The sequence below is a fragment of the Alteraurantiacibacter aestuarii genome (assembly GCF_009827405.1).
GTDB lineage: Bacteria > Pseudomonadota > Alphaproteobacteria > Sphingomonadales > Sphingomonadaceae > Alteraurantiacibacter > Alteraurantiacibacter aestuarii.
Genome location: NZ_WTYY01000002.1, coordinates 304,167 through 317,366, shown reverse-complemented (window position 1 = coordinate 317,366; position 13,200 = coordinate 304,167). Strand labels below are relative to the sequence as shown.

The 13,200-nt window shown below is 63.0% G+C and carries 17 protein-coding genes; 11 read left to right on the top strand and 6 right to left on the bottom strand.

Features of this window, described 5'->3' with window-relative positions; genetic code table 11:
• The first annotated feature begins 10 nt into the window (after nt 1-10).
• The 4 genes from moaA to GRI32_RS04160 all read left to right on the top strand — a co-directional run bounded on the left by moaA (nt 11) and on the right by GRI32_RS04160 (nt 2,239).
• Entirely contained in the window at nt 11-1,015 is a 1,005-nt protein-coding gene (gene moaA, locus GRI32_RS04175) for a GTP 3',8-cyclase MoaA (protein WP_160589874.1), read from the top strand.
• Nucleotides 1,016-1,031: 16 nt separating this feature from the next.
• On the top strand, nt 1,032-1,274 hold the full coding sequence (locus tag GRI32_RS04170; RefSeq protein WP_160589873.1) for a MoaD/ThiS family protein: 243 nt from the start codon (nt 1,032-1,034) through the stop codon (nt 1,272-1,274).
• 2 nt (nt 1,275-1,276) lie between these two features.
• Nucleotides 1,277-1,726 carry a molybdenum cofactor biosynthesis protein MoaE gene (locus GRI32_RS04165; RefSeq protein ID WP_160589872.1) on the top strand — a complete coding sequence of 150 codons (450 nt, stop codon included), beginning with the start codon at nt 1,277-1,279 and terminating at the stop codon, nt 1,724-1,726.
• Nucleotides 1,727-1,804: 78 nt separating this feature from the next.
• The gene (locus tag GRI32_RS04160; RefSeq protein WP_160589871.1) at nt 1,805-2,239 is read left to right on the top strand and encodes a hypothetical protein; all 435 of its coding nucleotides are present in this window, start codon (nt 1,805-1,807) and stop codon (nt 2,237-2,239) included.
• Between the two features lie 20 nt (nt 2,240-2,259).
• Here the strand turns inward: GRI32_RS04160 and GRI32_RS04155 are convergent, their stop codons facing one another.
• Nucleotides 2,260-2,943 (bottom strand): Crp/Fnr family transcriptional regulator, encoded by a 684-nt coding sequence (locus GRI32_RS04155; protein ID WP_160589870.1) that lies wholly within the window; start codon nt 2,941-2,943, stop codon nt 2,260-2,262.
• A complete protein-coding gene (locus GRI32_RS04150) occupies nt 2,940-3,476 on the bottom strand; it encodes a hypothetical protein (RefSeq protein ID WP_160589869.1) in 537 nt (178 codons plus the stop codon). Before GRI32_RS04150 ends, GRI32_RS04155 begins: the two co-directional genes overlap by 4 nt.
• A 208-nt stretch (nt 3,477-3,684) precedes the next feature.
• Here GRI32_RS04150 and rplU point away from each other — a divergent pair, with 208 nt between their 5' ends.
• The 3 genes from rplU to GRI32_RS04135 all read left to right on the top strand — a co-directional run bounded on the left by rplU (nt 3,685) and on the right by GRI32_RS04135 (nt 5,223).
• Nucleotides 3,685-4,143, top strand: coding sequence for a 50S ribosomal protein L21 (rplU, locus tag GRI32_RS04145; RefSeq protein ID WP_160589868.1), 459 nt, complete (start codon nt 3,685-3,687; stop codon nt 4,141-4,143).
• A gap of 35 nt (nt 4,144-4,178) precedes the next feature.
• Nucleotides 4,179-4,448: a 50S ribosomal protein L27 gene (rpmA, locus tag GRI32_RS04140; RefSeq protein WP_160589867.1), complete on the top strand. Its 270-nt coding sequence runs from the start codon at nt 4,179-4,181 to the stop codon at nt 4,446-4,448.
• A gap of 178 nt (nt 4,449-4,626) precedes the next feature.
• The gene (locus tag GRI32_RS04135) at nt 4,627-5,223 is read left to right on the top strand and encodes a GNAT family N-acetyltransferase (RefSeq protein ID WP_160589866.1); all 597 of its coding nucleotides are present in this window, start codon (nt 4,627-4,629) and stop codon (nt 5,221-5,223) included.
• A gap of 51 nt (nt 5,224-5,274) precedes the next feature.
• Here the strand turns inward: GRI32_RS04135 and GRI32_RS04130 are convergent, their stop codons facing one another.
• Nucleotides 5,275-6,174 carry a metal-dependent hydrolase gene (locus GRI32_RS04130; protein ID WP_160589865.1) on the bottom strand — a complete coding sequence of 300 codons (900 nt, stop codon included), beginning with the start codon at nt 6,172-6,174 and terminating at the stop codon, nt 5,275-5,277.
• 29 nt (nt 6,175-6,203) lie between these two features.
• On the opposite strand from GRI32_RS04130, the gene GRI32_RS04125 reads away from it, so the two are divergent.
• Nucleotides 6,204-6,806 (top strand): TetR/AcrR family transcriptional regulator, encoded by a 603-nt coding sequence (locus tag GRI32_RS04125; RefSeq protein WP_160589864.1) that lies wholly within the window; start codon nt 6,204-6,206, stop codon nt 6,804-6,806.
• Nucleotides 6,807-6,811: 5 nt separating this feature from the next.
• On the opposite strand, the gene ygfZ is transcribed toward GRI32_RS04125, so the two are convergent.
• Nucleotides 6,812-7,552, bottom strand: a complete 741-nt coding sequence (gene ygfZ, locus GRI32_RS04120; RefSeq protein ID WP_160589863.1) for a CAF17-like 4Fe-4S cluster assembly/insertion protein YgfZ — start codon at nt 7,550-7,552, stop codon at nt 6,812-6,814.
• Between the two features lie 138 nt (nt 7,553-7,690).
• Between ygfZ and GRI32_RS04115 the strand changes: the two genes are divergently transcribed.
• Entirely contained in the window at nt 7,691-8,578 is an 888-nt protein-coding gene (locus GRI32_RS04115; RefSeq protein ID WP_160589862.1) for a DMT family transporter, read from the top strand.
• Nucleotides 8,579-8,618: 40 nt separating this feature from the next.
• Nucleotides 8,619-9,656, top strand: a complete 1,038-nt coding sequence (gene pyrC, locus GRI32_RS04110) for a dihydroorotase (protein ID WP_160589861.1) — start codon at nt 8,619-8,621, stop codon at nt 9,654-9,656.
• Here the strand turns inward: pyrC and rarD are convergent.
• Nucleotides 9,653-10,573 carry an EamA family transporter RarD gene (rarD, locus tag GRI32_RS04105; protein WP_160589860.1) on the bottom strand — a complete coding sequence of 307 codons (921 nt, stop codon included), beginning with the start codon at nt 10,571-10,573 and terminating at the stop codon, nt 9,653-9,655. The genes pyrC and rarD overlap by 4 nt on opposite strands.
• A gap of 363 nt (nt 10,574-10,936) precedes the next feature.
• Between rarD and GRI32_RS04100 the strand changes: the two genes are divergently transcribed.
• Complete coding sequence (locus GRI32_RS04100) at nt 10,937-11,668, top strand: hypothetical protein (RefSeq protein ID WP_160589859.1); 732 nt, start codon at nt 10,937-10,939, stop codon at nt 11,666-11,668.
• Between the two features lie 22 nt (nt 11,669-11,690).
• Here the strand turns inward: GRI32_RS04100 and astD are convergent, their stop codons facing one another.
• A complete protein-coding gene (astD, locus tag GRI32_RS04095) occupies nt 11,691-13,100 on the bottom strand; it encodes a succinylglutamate-semialdehyde dehydrogenase (RefSeq protein WP_160590246.1) in 1,410 nt (469 codons plus the stop codon).
• Between the last annotated feature and the right edge of the window lie 100 nt (nt 13,101-13,200).

The following is a 13,200-nucleotide window of genomic DNA, read 5'->3' as shown; positions in this document are numbered from 1 at the left end:
TAGGCAGGCGATGAGTTGTTCCACCCCCCTGGTCGATGGCTTCAACCGCCGGATTTCCTATCTGCGCCTGTCGGTGACGGATCGCTGCGATCTGCGCTGCACCTATTGCATGCCAGAGATGATGACCTTCCTGCCCAAGAAGGATGTTCTCAGCCTGGAGGAGCTGCACAAGCTCGGCCTCGCCTTCATTGATCGCGGCATCACCAAGATCCGCCTGACCGGCGGGGAGCCGCTGGTCCGCCGCGATGTGATCCAGCTGATTCAGGCGCTGGGCCGCAAGCTGGGCGATGGTCTGGAAGAACTCACGCTCACCACCAATGGCACGCGGCTGGCAGAATTTGCCGACGATATTGCCGCAGCGGGCGTCAAACGCATCAATGTCAGCCTCGATACGATGGATTCGGTGCTGTTCGAGCAGCTTTCCCGCCGCGACCGGCTGGTGAAGGTGCTGCAAGGCATCGCCGCCGCCAGGGAAGCGGGCCTGAAGGTCAAGATCAACACGGTGGCACTCAAGGGCATCAACGAGGAGGAGATCCCCTTCCTGGTCGAATGGGCGCATGCCAACGGTCATGACATGACGCTGATCGAAGTCATGCCGCTGGGCGAGGTCGATGGCGAGCGTGTGGATCACTACCTGCCGCTGCCGGTCATTCGGGACCGGCTGGAGGCGATGTGGACGCTGGAAGACGTGAAGGACGATACCGGCGGCCCGGCGCGCTATGTCCGCATTCGTGAAACCGGCGGCGGGCGGCTGGGCTTCATCACTCCGCTGACCAATAATTTCTGCGCCACCTGCAACCGTATCCGCGTGACCGCCACGGGCGAGTTGTTTGCCTGCCTTGGCGGCGCGGAGAAGGTTGATCTGCGCGCGGCCCTGCGTTCCGATTCGCCCGATGAGCAGCTTGCTCTGGCGCTGGATGAGGCAATGCGGATCAAGCCGGAGAAGCACCACTTCCGCATAGAGGCCGGATCTGGCCCTGCGCAGCCGCGCCACATGTCGATGACCGGCGGCTGATGTTGAGGGGGCCGCGATGGCTGTGACACTCGTTTTCCTGGGCAAGCTGGCCGATCTGGCCGGTGTCAGTGACAAGCAGCTCGAGGGACCGCTCGACTGGCAGGGCCTGTGCGATGAATTGCAGGGGCCGCTGGCCGATGCCGTGAAGCAGGATCGCACCCGCATCGCGGTGAATGGGCAGGTGCTGGCCGACAAGACCTCCCTGTCCGCTGTGGACGGGGACGAGGTCGCCTTGCTGCCCCCTGTCAGCGGCGGCTGACCATGGCGCGTGATGTCAGGCTGCTGACCCAGCCGTTCAATCCCGGACAATTCGTGGGGCCGTTCACCAATGCCCATCCCGGCCTTGGCGGCGTGTGCACCTTTGTGGGCGAAGTGCGCGGTGACAGCGGCGTGGAAGCGCTGGAACTGCTGCACTACGAAAGGCTGACCCTGCCGGGCATGGAGAAACTGGCCGATTCCGCGATTGAGCGGTTTGACCTGATGGGCATGCTGATCGTCCATCGCTCCGGCGTGATGCACGTGGGGGAGCCGATCGTGCTGGTTTCTGCCGCCGCGAAGCATCGCCGCGAAGCCATCGAAGCGGTCGATTTCGCGATGGATCATCTGAAATCGGACAGCTGGTTCTGGAAGCGTGAAAAGCGCGCCGATGGCTGGCACTGGATCGAACCGCGCGAGCAGGACCACGACGATCTGGCGCGCTGGGCGCAATAGATTTACCGTTTTGACCGCGATCAAGGTAGTTCGCGAGGCAATGCATCATTCTTGTTTTGGAAGAGACAGGAGTGAGAGATGGTCGAGAAACTCAGCCGCGAAACGATTGCCCAGCATGCCATCGTGCATACCGCGATGCCTGCCGCGCACCGGCCCACCATCGTGGATCGCAGTTTCGAACTGCCCCGCGGCCTCTATATCGCCACCGTGGGTTGCTACCTGTCTTTCATGCTCGTCACCGGTCTTTGCTTTGGCAATCCCGGTCTGATCCTGCCGATGGGAGTGATTATCTTCCTCATCATCGCCGGTTTCGGAATCCCGACGATCTGGACGAAGCTGGCCCCTCAGTCACCCGTCAGGGCGAAGAGCTGGGCGCGTTTCCAGCAGGACGGAATCACGACGATTTCCGGTCATAATTCAGCAGCTCAGGCATCAGTGCAGGTATTGATCCTCCCTGTATTGGTCCTGATCTGGGGCGTGGCGGTTGTGACCATTGCCGCTATAGTGAGCTGAACTTTCACGCGACGACCGGTTCAGCCCATAAGTCCCAACTGCGCGGGGTCGATTAATTCGATCCCGCGCACACCATTCCGCCGCAGAATCCCTTCGCGCTCCAGCCTGGTCAGGCTGCGGCTGACGGTTTCGATGGTCAACCCCAGCATATTGGCCATTTCTCCGCGCGTCAGCGGCAGGTCGAATTTCTGCGCCATATGGCACGATGTCTTGCTGGCAGCATCGGCCATGCCGCGAATCAGACTCGCGACTCGGCCGATCGCGCTGGAGCGGCCGCTCAGTTCCAGCAATTTCCGGCTGCGTCGCAATTCCTCTTCGGTCCTGCGCAGCAATGCCTTGGCGAGTTTGGGATTCTCATCGAGCGCCTGCAACATCTCGCTGCGCGGAAACACGCACAGTTCGCTGTCCGTCAGCGCCACCACATCGTAGGTGGCAAACGGGGCAAACAATTCACCGATGAAGCCGGAGGGATGAACCAGCGCCAGAATGTGCTCGTTACCCTCGGTGTCGAAGGTGGCGATCTTCAGCGCGCCCGAAACCAGCATGGCGCAGGCGGCATCCTCCTCGCCCCTGGAGAAAAGTATATCCCCGCGCCTTAGCTTGCGTGTGCGTCCCGATCGGGCAAGGTCGTCCCGGGCCCCGTCATTCAGGACTGCGCACGCTGCCCTGTCGCGCACCGGGCATGTCTCGCATGCCAGATTCATGAATTAAGCGAATCCACCAGGCCTGCGATCAGCTGGTTCTGTTCATCGACAAGAGCGGAAATATCGTCGCGGGCCGCACCAATGCGCGCAATTTCACCGCCCTCAACCGCGGCATCGACATACAAGCGATCAATATCGGCGAGCGCGATCAGCGCATTGCTGCGTTTTGATTCCAGATCAGCCAGCGCGACCTGGGCCACGGACCAGCTTTCGCTGCCCACCGCTGCGCCGCGTGCGGGCTGCACACGCGATCGTGCGGTCTGCACGGCGGTGAGGAAGCCTGCATGGGCGGTGCGTGCGGTCTCTGTCAGGCTGGCAAGCTGCGCCAGCGTGGCGGGAGCTGTGGGGGCGGGGGTGAATACGGGCGCTGGCAGCATGCTGCCGGAGAATCGCTCCATATCGCGCACGGCCAGACTGGGATATTCCTGCGGCGTAGCGCAGCCTGCCGCAAGCAGGCTGGCACCCAGCGCGAACAGAGTGCCAATGATCCTGCCAGTGATACTGCCGGTGAATGGAATGCTGCGCGACCTCATGGATTCTGCCTTAGCGCGGGATCAAGAGACTTTCCAGCCATGCAAAAAGCCCGTCGATCCATGCAAAAATAGGTGCCTTCTTGTTGACAGCGCCACGAGCTTGGCATATCGGGCGGCTCACTTTGCGGTGCCCTACTCGGGCGCCTTTTTTGTCGTTGTAGTGGGATGGCCCCGCGTCAAAGACACCTAAAGAAACGGAACAAGCACCATGTTCGCAGTTGTGCGCACGGGCGGCAAGCAATATCGCGTCGCCGAAGGAGACAAGATCGCGGTCGAGAAACTGGCTGGTGAGGCCGGGGATACGATCGAGCTGGGCGATGTCCTGCTGGCCGGCGAAGGCGCCGACATGGCGGATGTTGCCAAGGTAAAGGTCTCGGCAGAGATCATCGCCCAGGCGAAGAGTGAGAAGGTGATCGTTTTCAAGAAACGTCGCCGTCACAACTATCGCCGCAAGAACGGCCACCGCCAGCAGATGACCCTGCTGCGCATCGTGGGCGTGGGTGAAGGCAAGAAGGCTGCGCCAAAGAAGGCTGAGGCTCCTGCAAAGGAAGCTCCCCAGGCCGCTGAGGCAAAGGCTGCACCGGCCAAGAAGCCGGCCGCTGCCAAGAAGCCTGCTGCCAAGAAGGCCCCCGCCAAGAAGCCGGCCGCCAAGGCCGACAAGGAATAATCCCGGACTACCGGGTGGATACGGAGTAAGACGAGATGGCACATAAAAAAGCTGGCGGTTCGTCGCGCAATGGTCGCGATTCAGCCGGTCGTCGCCTCGGCGTGAAGAAGTTCGGCGGTCAGGAAGTGATCGGCGGCAACATTATTATTCGCCAGCGTGGCACCAAGGTCTATCCGGGCGTGAATGTCGGGATGGGCAAGGATCACACGCTGTTTGCGCTCGAAGCAGGCCACGTGCGTTTCCACGATGGCAAGCTCGGCCGCAAATATGTGTCGGTCGACGCCATGGCGCAGGCAGCCGAATAATCGGATGATCCAAGGAAGGGGTCATCCACCGGGATGGCCCCTGTCGGGCGGCAAATAGCCCGGCATTCGCGAAGGAGATGGGGCCGCCCCGTCTCCTTTTTTTGTTTTCTCCTTCGCAACATGCACGTCACGCACCGCTGGTAGGACAGGCGGGCGGGGGCGATGGAGGAGAAACGCGATGTTCATGCGTACGCAGCGCCTGTTCCTGAGGCCGCCTTTCCCGGAGGATTGGCGCGAGGTTTACCGCGGCATCAATGATGCCGGTCTGGTGCGCATGCTCGCGCGTGCCCCGTGGCCTTACCGAGAGGACGACGCCAGGGCATATTGCGCGGCACAGCGCGATCCAATGGATGTGCGGCTGGCAATTGTGCTGCCGGGTGTCGATGGCGCGCCGCTGATCGGCCAGATCGGCATGGATTGCAGCGAGGATGTGCCCGAAATCGGCTACTGGATCGCGCGCGGCTATCGCAAGCGGGGCTATGCGACAGAGGCGCTGGGCGGGATACTGCAGATCGCTCGCATGCTGGGCGTCAGGCGCGTTCAGGCCGGGCACTACCTCGATAATCCGGCCAGCGGCGCGGTTTTGCGCAAGGCCGGTTTTCGCGAGACCGGAGAAATCCACCCGACTCATGCGCTGGGCCGCGGCGGACAGATGGTGCTGGCGCGGCGCTATGCCCTCAATCTGGATGAGCGGGTTGAGCCGGGCGGGGCGGGTGACGGGGAAGCGGATGTGGACGCGCAAATGCGCTCTGAAGCCAACCGTAAACCGGCCTGAACTGGTCGCCTGATTTCTTGCCGCAGAGGTTATCTGCCGCCGGGTCTGTAGCTATGCAGGCTCGGCGGACAGGTTCGCTGCCGAATATTCGCTGTCATACAGCGCGATCAGTGCCCGGTCGTCCTGATTCCACGGATGAAATCCCGGCAGGAAATAGGCCAGCCATGCAGGGAATATTCGCCGCAGGATGCCGGGCCTGACGAACAGATATGTCATCAGGCGCAGCTTTGCCCGCCAGCCGGTGATGCCGTCCTGTCTCAACAGATCGAGGCAGTCCTTGCTGCGATTGGTGATGAAGCTGCGGGTGATGTGCACCATCAGCAGGCTCTTCACCTTCCACCGTTTCCACCGGCTCCAGTCTCGGGTGGCGTGCAGCCACACGTCATAGGCGACACCCTTGTGCTCGATTTCCTCTGCCGCATGCCAGCGCCACAGTTCCACCTGCTCGCTGTCGCCGCCGACAAAGTGCCGGGGATGGGTGAGGAATTCATGCGCGAACATGGCGGTGAAATGTTCCAGCGCGATGGTGATGCCCAGCCACACGATGGGCTTGCGCGCGAATACATCGCCGATCAGACTTTCGACCCTGGCATCGATGCGCGACAGGTCATAGCCCGCCTGCTCAGCGCCGCGATTGAAGGCCAGATGTTCACGCGTGTGGTTGATTTCCTGCTTCACGAAGGCGCGGATTTCCTGCGCCAGCTTGGGGTCCACACCATCGCGATGTGCCTTGACCGCTTCGATGAACAGCGCCTCCCCGCGGGGGAAGGTGGCAGACAGGGCAGTGTGCCAGGCCGTGGCCACGGGATCGCCGTTCAGCCACCAGCGCGTAGCGGCGTCATCGCGGCCAAAGCGGCGGTTGCGCACGGTAATGGCCAGGCCTTCGGGGAATGTGCCTGCCTTGCCAGTGCCCTCTGTCACATCTACGTCAAACTTCGTGGGTGCGTTCATGGCGTCAGAATTGGAAATTATTAACACCAATGTCAATAAGAAAAAGACTCTCTCCAGAGGAAAGCCGCGCGGCGGCACTGGGCGCTGCGCGTGACCTGCTGATCGAGGCGGGGCCGCAGGCGGTAACGCTGAAGGCCGTGGCCACGCGCATTGACCGCACCCATGCGAATCTGCTGCATCATTTCGGCTCTGCCGCAGGCCTGCAAAAGGCGCTCGCCGCGCATATGGCCGGATCGGTGTGCGATACCATCGGCGATGCGGTGCGCGCCACGCGGGCGGGTATCGGCACGCCGCGCGAAGTGGTGGACCTGACCTTCGATGCGTTTGACCGCGAGGGCGGCGGCGCGCTGGCCAGCTGGATGCTGCTGTCGGGCAATGAGGATGCGCTCAACCCGATTGTCGAGACGATCCACCAGCTGGTGGACGAACTGCATCCGCAGGAGCTGGAGCCCGGGGCCGAGCGGACCATGCACGAAACCACCTATACGCTGGTGCTGCTGGCGCTGGGTGAGGCGCTGATGGGCCAGCAACTGGCCGAATCGCTGGGCGTGAAGCGCCAGACATCGCGCGATCGGGCAACCGCAATGATGACTGCATCCTTCAAGAAGGCCGGTGATATCGCCGGTGATTGAGCGGCCTAGTCGTCGCCAGGCGGTGTAAGGCTCATCCATTCAGGCGCCAGCTCCGCGGGGATATCGTCCACCCGCAGGTGATCCACCGCCAGCCCCAGTTCAGGGTAGGCTGCCTTGCGGCGCTTTTCTTCTGACATCTCCAGCGGGACCACCACCAGCCGGCGATTGACCTTCTGCCGCCAGTTCATCCGCGCGGTGTTTTCCTGCCCGACATAGCAGCCCTTGGTGAAGCTGACGCCGTGCAGGTCGGCGGCATTGGTTTCCAGCCACAGCACATCGCCCAGTTCCTCCAGGCCTTCCGCCACGCCGCAGCGCAGCCGGTGTTTCAGCCAGGCATCGTCGGCAGACTCGTCATCGTCCTGCGCCACGGCGATCCAGCGCTGGCCAAGCCCTGCATGGCGCGGATCGGGCGCGCCGCCATCGCCCATTTCGGCCTGCCAGTACACGCCCAGCTCATCCGCGCGGGAAATCGAGATCTTGCGCCGCAGGCGGTACATGGAAAGCCGCTTGGCCAAATCCTGGACCGCGTCCGCCTCACAATCCAGCAGCAGCGAATCGCCGCTGCCCGGCCAGACAATGAAGTCGAACAGCGTCTTGCCCTGTGCGCTCAGCAATCCGGCATAAACGGGCAACAGGCCCTTCACGTCATTGGTGACGAGGCCCTGGAGGAAATCGGCAACATCCTCGCCGCCGGTTTCAGGAGCGATGCGGAGGACCGCGCGGGAAAAGAGGCGTTCTGCTGGCATAGGTGAATAGGTGGCACGTAGCGGGAGGGATTCAATGTTTTCTTTCCGGGATGCCTCTCCGGTCCTTTCGTTTTTCGCCATCGCCGCGCTCGTCAGGATTGGTCTGGGGCCGCGAAAGGCCTATGCGGCTGCCCCATCATGCCTATTCGTGCATTCCTGCTGCTGACCGTGATCTGCCTTGTCTGGGCTCTCAACGTCGTGGTCAGCCGACTGGTAGTGGGCGACATGGGCGTGCCGCCGCTGTTCTATGCCGCCGCGCGATCATGCGTGGTGCTGGTGCTGCTGGCGCGCTGGCTGCGGCCCGTTCCGCCCCAACTGCTGCGCGTGATGCTGGTGACATTTGCCGTCAGCGGCGGGTCTTTCGCGCTGCTGTTCATCGGCTTGCAGCAGGCGAGCCCTTCCGCCTCTGCCGTCATCAGCCTGTCGGGCGCGCCGCTGACGGTGCTGTTCGCCATCGCCATACTGGGGGAAAAGATCGCCTGGAGGCGAGGGCTGGGCATCGCCCTGACCTTCATCGGCGTGCTGGTGGCGGTGGCCTCGCCCGCAGGATGGTCGGGCGGGGTGGGGCTGGTCTTCGTCTTTGCCTCTGCCGTGGTGGGGGCGATGGGATCGGTCCAGCTCAAGCGGATCGACCTGTCGCCGCTGCGCCTGCAGGCGTGGGCCGCGCTGGGGTCCAGCGTGGTGCTGATCCCGCTGTCCGCGCTGACCGAGCAGGGACAGATCGCCGCGAGCGTGGCGGGCGGCTGGCCACTGGCCGCGGCGCTGTTCTTCTCCGCGGTGATCGTCTCACTGGGTGCGCACACGCTCTATTTCCGGCTGATCCAGCGCTTCGATGCCAATCTGGTAGCACCGCTGACGCTGATGACGCCGATCTTCACCATTATCGCCGGTGCCACCATTACCGGAGACCGCGTGGGCGTGTTCCTGATTGCCGGGGCCGCCATCGCGGCCACGGGCGTGCTGGTGATCCTGATCCGCCCCAGCCGCGAACTGTTCAAGCCGCTGCTGGTGCGCTCCCGGCTGTGAGCCTCTTTTGCACCCGGCGTGAATATGGCAAGGGCGGGGCATGACATCATCCATCACCATTCGCAGGCCAGATGACTGGCACGTTCATTTGCGCGATGGCGCCATGCTGGCAGGCGTGGTGGGCCACACCGCGCGCCAGTTTGCCCGCGCCATCGTGATGCCCAACCTCTCCCCGCCAGTGGTGGATGTGGCTTCCGCCCGGGCATACCGCCAGCGGATCATGGACGCCGTTCCTGCGGGCATGGAATTCTCCCCGCTGATGACCGCCTACCTCACCGACAGCACAGATACTGAAGAGATGCGCCGCGGATTTGCCCAAGGCGTGTTCACCGCCGCCAAGCTCTATCCCGCAGGGGCCACCACCAATTCAGCCAGCGGAGTGACGGACATCGCCAATATCCGCGCCGTTCTGGAGGTGATGGCCGAGATCGGCATGCCGCTGTGCGTGCACGGTGAAGTGACCAGCGCCGATGTCGATATCTTTGACCGGGAGGCGGTGTTTATCGATCGTATTCTGGCCCCGCTGATTGCCGACCTGCCGCAGCTCAAGGTGATTTTCGAGCATCTGACCAGCGAGGAAGGCGTGGCCTTCGTGCAAGGCGCATCTGCCAATGTTGCCGCCACCATCACCCCGCAGCACCTGCATATCAACCGCAATGCCATGCTGGTGGGCGGGATGCGTCCACATGCCTATTGCCTGCCCGTGGCCAAGCGGGAGAAGCACCGGCTGGCGCTGCGCCGTGCAGCCACCTCTGGCAGTGCAAAGTTCTTTCTGGGCACGGACAGCGCCCCCCATGCCCGCGAAGCCAAGGAAAGCGCCTGCGGCTGTGCGGGTATCTTCAACGCCCCTTTCGCGCTGGAGAGTTATCTCACCGTGTTCGAGGATGAAGGCGCGCTGGACAGGTTCGAGGGCTTTGCCTCGCTCCACGGTCCGGCGTTTTACGGCCTGCCGGTGAACGGGCAGAGCGTGACGCTGGAGCGCGCCGATTGCCCCGTGCCGCAGGTGATGGATGTGGGTGCCGCGCAGCTGGTGCCGTTCCACGCTGGCGAGACCCTGCGCTGGCGCTTTGCCAGTTAGGCAGTTGTTGCCCTGGCTTTGGGTTTCGGCCTGAACAGCTCCCACGTGAACAGCGCCGCGGCGGCCCAGATCATGACGAAACAGGCCAGCTGCGCCGGTTTCAGATCCTCCCCAAAGACGAACAGGCCCATCAGGAACACGATGGTGGGCGATGTGAACTGCAGGAAGCCGATCACCGTATAGGGCATGCGCCGCGCCGCCGTGGCGAACATCAGCAGCGGGATGGCCGTCATCGGCCCGCTGCCCGCCACCGCCAGCGCCACGCCCGTGCCTTGCGCCAGTGCCGGGCCTTGCGGGCTGGCCCAGTACCATCCGACAATGCCCAGCGCCACGGGCATCAGGATCATCGATTCGACCGTCAGCCCCACCAGCGGACCTGCTTTCACCGTCTTGCGCAGCAGGCCGTAAATGCCAAACGTCATCGCCATCGACAGGCTGAGCCACAAGGTGGTGAGCGCCCCTGCGGCCAGCGCCGTCACGCCAATCGCGGCCAGGATCACCGCAGCCCATTGCCGCCCGGTCAGTTTCTCCTTCAGGAAGACCATCCCCAGCAGCATCATGTTCAGCGGCAGGATGTAATAGCCAAGGCTGGCGGCATAGACATGGCCGTGCTGGATGGCCCAGACATAGAGGAACCAGTTGATCCCGATCATCGCCGAACTGCCCAGCAGCGTCAGCACCGTGCGCCGGTCGCGCAGCACGGCGCGCAATTCTTCCCCACCTGCACGCCATAACAATATGGCGAAACACAGCGGCAGGGTGAAGACGAGTCGCCAGGCGACGAATTCCAGACTGGGTACGGTCTGCACCAGAATCAGGTACAGCGGCATGGAGCCCCACACCGCATGCGCGCCCAGCGCATAGGCCAGGGCGGACCCCTTGCCCGTGTGATCCTGCTGCGATTGTCCCCCGCTCATCGCACTACAGCTACGCCTTGCCGCTTGTAGGGGCAAGCTTTCCGCCCTCTTGCCAGCGGTTCAGATTTTTTCCATTAAAGACAAAGGGATCGATTGTTGGATTCGGTCGTTTCAATCACAGAATTGGCCTGGTCTTTCCCTGGTGGACCAGAGCCTGAGCGCGGCCTCAGGGTCGTATTCAGGGGGTCGCGCCAAGGCGTTCGCGTGGCGCAAGCTGCGCGGACGCCTTGAAACCTCGGCCGGCAAGAGGTGCTCAATCGGCCATCGGGTAATCTCGCCGGGTTATTTCGCCGCGCTATTTCGCCGCGTTAAATTGCTATTGGTGATTTGCCGGTAAGGCTGGCGGCCATGATCTGTCGCCCCATGCCAGCCTTGCGTTCTCTTGCGCTGATCGCAGCGCCTGTCCTGCTGCTGTGCGCATGCTCGGAGCAGGAGGAGGCAGAAAGCGAACTTGCCATCGACACCTCCGACCCGCTGATGTCGGGCGCGCTGGCAGACCAGATCCTGGTCGATCCCGACATGGTTAACCGCAACACCGGCAATATGGCCGCCAGCCTGGCCGGTCAGGATGGCTCGGTTCCTTTCCCGGATCAGGGCGCAGAAGCCATATTGGCCGCGCGTACCGAGGCTGTCGAACTGGTGGGCGGCAACAGCGCCATGCGCAGCGCCCCGCCGGCAACGCGCGTTGATGGCGAACTTCCGCCAGAAGCCGCGCTGAGCGTGGCCGCCCGCGCTGCCTCCGCTGGCGAAGGTAATGGCGATTGCGCCGCGCAGGCAGAATTCTCGGCCATATGGGCGGCCCGCATGCCGCAGGCCTTCCCGGTCTATCCGCGCGGCGCGGTGCATGAAGCGGCGGGCACGGATGCATCGCCCTGCGCACTGCGGGTGGTCAATTTCACCACGCCGGTGGATGCAGGCGACGTGATGGATTTCTATTATACCAGAGCCGTTGCCGATGGATTTTCCGCCCAGCGGGTGATCCAGGACGGCGATGACATATTGGGCGGCACGCGAGGCAGGGCCAGCTATATGGTGTTCGTCCGCCCGCATCCGGGCGGCGGCACGGATGTCGATCTGGTCACCAACGGGCGCTGATTACCTCTTTTCGCGCGGTTTCTTACTGGTCCTTGAACCCCACGCCCACGCTGGCGCGCGGCTGCTCCATTTCCGTGCTGGTGACCGGATAGGCGCAATAGTCGGCGGCGTAATAGGCCGCTGGACGGTGATTGCCTGAAAATCCGATGCCGCCGAACGGGGCAGCGGAGGATGCGCCATTGGTCGGCCTGTTCCAGTTCACGATTCCGGCGCGGATATTGGCCCAGAAGCGGTTATATTGCTCCGGCGTACCACCCACCAGAGAGGCCGAAAGTCCAAAACGGGTGTTGTTCGCCTCGGCAATGGCCTTGTCGAAATCGTCCACCTTGATGATCTGCAGCAAAGGGCCGAACAGCTCCACGTCGGGACGTTCGGCCATGTCGGTGATGTCGATCATGCCGGGCGTGATGAAGGGCCGGTTTTCGTCCAGCCGCCGCATGTGGCTGATCGCCTTGCCGCCGTTGGACAGCAGGTACAGAAAACTCTCGGTCAGCTGGTCTGCCGTGCGATTGTCTATCACCGGCCCCATGAAGGGCTGTGGATCATCGAACGGGCCGCCAATGATCAGCCGGTCGACCAGTTTCTTGAGGTGATCGATCACCTCGTCATACATAGTATCCTTCACGATCAGCCGCCGCGCGGCGGTGCAGCGCTGCCCGGCGGTGGTGAAGGCCGATTGCACGATCAGCGCGGCAACATCATTCAGCTTGGGCGTGTCCCACACGATCAGCGGATTGTTGCCGCCCATTTCCAGCGCCAGGATCTTGCCCGGTTCGGTCGCCAGCTTGCGATTGATGGCAATGCCGACCTGCGCCGATCCGGTGAACAATACGCCGTCCACATCGGGATGGGCGACCAGCGCCTTGCCCTCTTCCGGGCCGCCGATCAGCAATTGTACCACTGCAGAGGGAATGCCTGCGCGGTTCATGTATTTCAGCAGCGCTTCGCCCACCGCCGGTGTCTTCTCGCTCGGCTTGAGGATGATGGCGTTGCCGGCGATCAGCGCGGGGATGATGTGGCCGTTGGGCAGGTGCGCGGGGAAGTTGTACGGCCCCAGCACCGCCATCACGCCATGCGGCTTGTGGCGAACCGCAGCGGTGCCCTGAAGCCCGCTGTCCAGCTTGCGCTGGCCGGTGCGTTCGGCATAGGCGCGGATGGAGATTTCGACCTTGGCGATCACCGCTTCCACTTCGGTGCGGGCTTCCCACATTGGCTTGCCCGTCTCACGCGCGATCAGTTCGGCGAATTCATCCTGTTCCTTGCGCAGTTCGTTGACGAAGCGGCGCACCAGTTCGATCCTTGTGGCGAGCGACTGGGCTGCCCACTGCGGCCAGGCCCGGCGGGCAACGCCGACAATCTTGTCCACATCGCCATGCGCGCCGCGCCAAAGTTCTTCGCCTGTTGCAGGTTCGTAAGAAACCAGTTCTGTCATGGACAAGCCTGCGGACCTCTCATCTGATCGTCTGATGCAATTTTCTATCCCTTTACGGGTCTGGCCGCGATTTGGCCATGAATGGTTCCAGATGCAACTG

What these genes read in the sequence shown, in the direction of transcription:
- moaA (WP_160589874.1), top strand. Translation starts at nt 11, where the DNA reads ATGAGTTGTTCCACCCCCCTGGTCGATGGCTTCAACCGCCGGATTTCC.
- GRI32_RS04170 (WP_160589873.1), top strand. Translation starts at nt 1,032, where the DNA reads ATGGCTGTGACACTCGTTTTCCTGGGCAAGCTGGCCGATCTGGCCGGT.
- GRI32_RS04165 (WP_160589872.1), top strand. Translation starts at nt 1,277, where the DNA reads ATGGCGCGTGATGTCAGGCTGCTGACCCAGCCGTTCAATCCCGGACAA.
- GRI32_RS04160 (WP_160589871.1), top strand. Translation starts at nt 1,805, where the DNA reads ATGGTCGAGAAACTCAGCCGCGAAACGATTGCCCAGCATGCCATCGTG.
- GRI32_RS04155 (WP_160589870.1), bottom strand. Translation starts at nt 2,943, where the DNA reads ATGAATCTGGCATGCGAGACATGCCCGGTGCGCGACAGGGCAGCGTGC.
- GRI32_RS04150 (WP_160589869.1), bottom strand. Translation starts at nt 3,476, where the DNA reads ATGAGGTCGCGCAGCATTCCATTCACCGGCAGTATCACTGGCAGGATC.
- rplU (WP_160589868.1), top strand. Translation starts at nt 3,685, where the DNA reads ATGTTCGCAGTTGTGCGCACGGGCGGCAAGCAATATCGCGTCGCCGAA.
- rpmA (WP_160589867.1), top strand. Translation starts at nt 4,179, where the DNA reads ATGGCACATAAAAAAGCTGGCGGTTCGTCGCGCAATGGTCGCGATTCA.
- GRI32_RS04135 (WP_160589866.1), top strand. Translation starts at nt 4,627, where the DNA reads ATGTTCATGCGTACGCAGCGCCTGTTCCTGAGGCCGCCTTTCCCGGAG.
- GRI32_RS04130 (WP_160589865.1), bottom strand. Translation starts at nt 6,174, where the DNA reads ATGAACGCACCCACGAAGTTTGACGTAGATGTGACAGAGGGCACTGGC.
- GRI32_RS04125 (WP_160589864.1), top strand. Translation starts at nt 6,204, where the DNA reads ATGTCAATAAGAAAAAGACTCTCTCCAGAGGAAAGCCGCGCGGCGGCA.
- ygfZ (WP_160589863.1), bottom strand. Translation starts at nt 7,552, where the DNA reads ATGCCAGCAGAACGCCTCTTTTCCCGCGCGGTCCTCCGCATCGCTCCT.
- GRI32_RS04115 (WP_160589862.1), top strand. Translation starts at nt 7,691, where the DNA reads ATGCCTATTCGTGCATTCCTGCTGCTGACCGTGATCTGCCTTGTCTGG.
- pyrC (WP_160589861.1), top strand. Translation starts at nt 8,619, where the DNA reads ATGACATCATCCATCACCATTCGCAGGCCAGATGACTGGCACGTTCAT.
- rarD (WP_160589860.1), bottom strand. Translation starts at nt 10,573, where the DNA reads ATGAGCGGGGGACAATCGCAGCAGGATCACACGGGCAAGGGGTCCGCC.
- GRI32_RS04100 (WP_160589859.1), top strand. Translation starts at nt 10,937, where the DNA reads ATGCCAGCCTTGCGTTCTCTTGCGCTGATCGCAGCGCCTGTCCTGCTG.
- astD (WP_160590246.1), bottom strand. Translation starts at nt 13,100, where the DNA reads ATGACAGAACTGGTTTCTTACGAACCTGCAACAGGCGAAGAACTTTGG.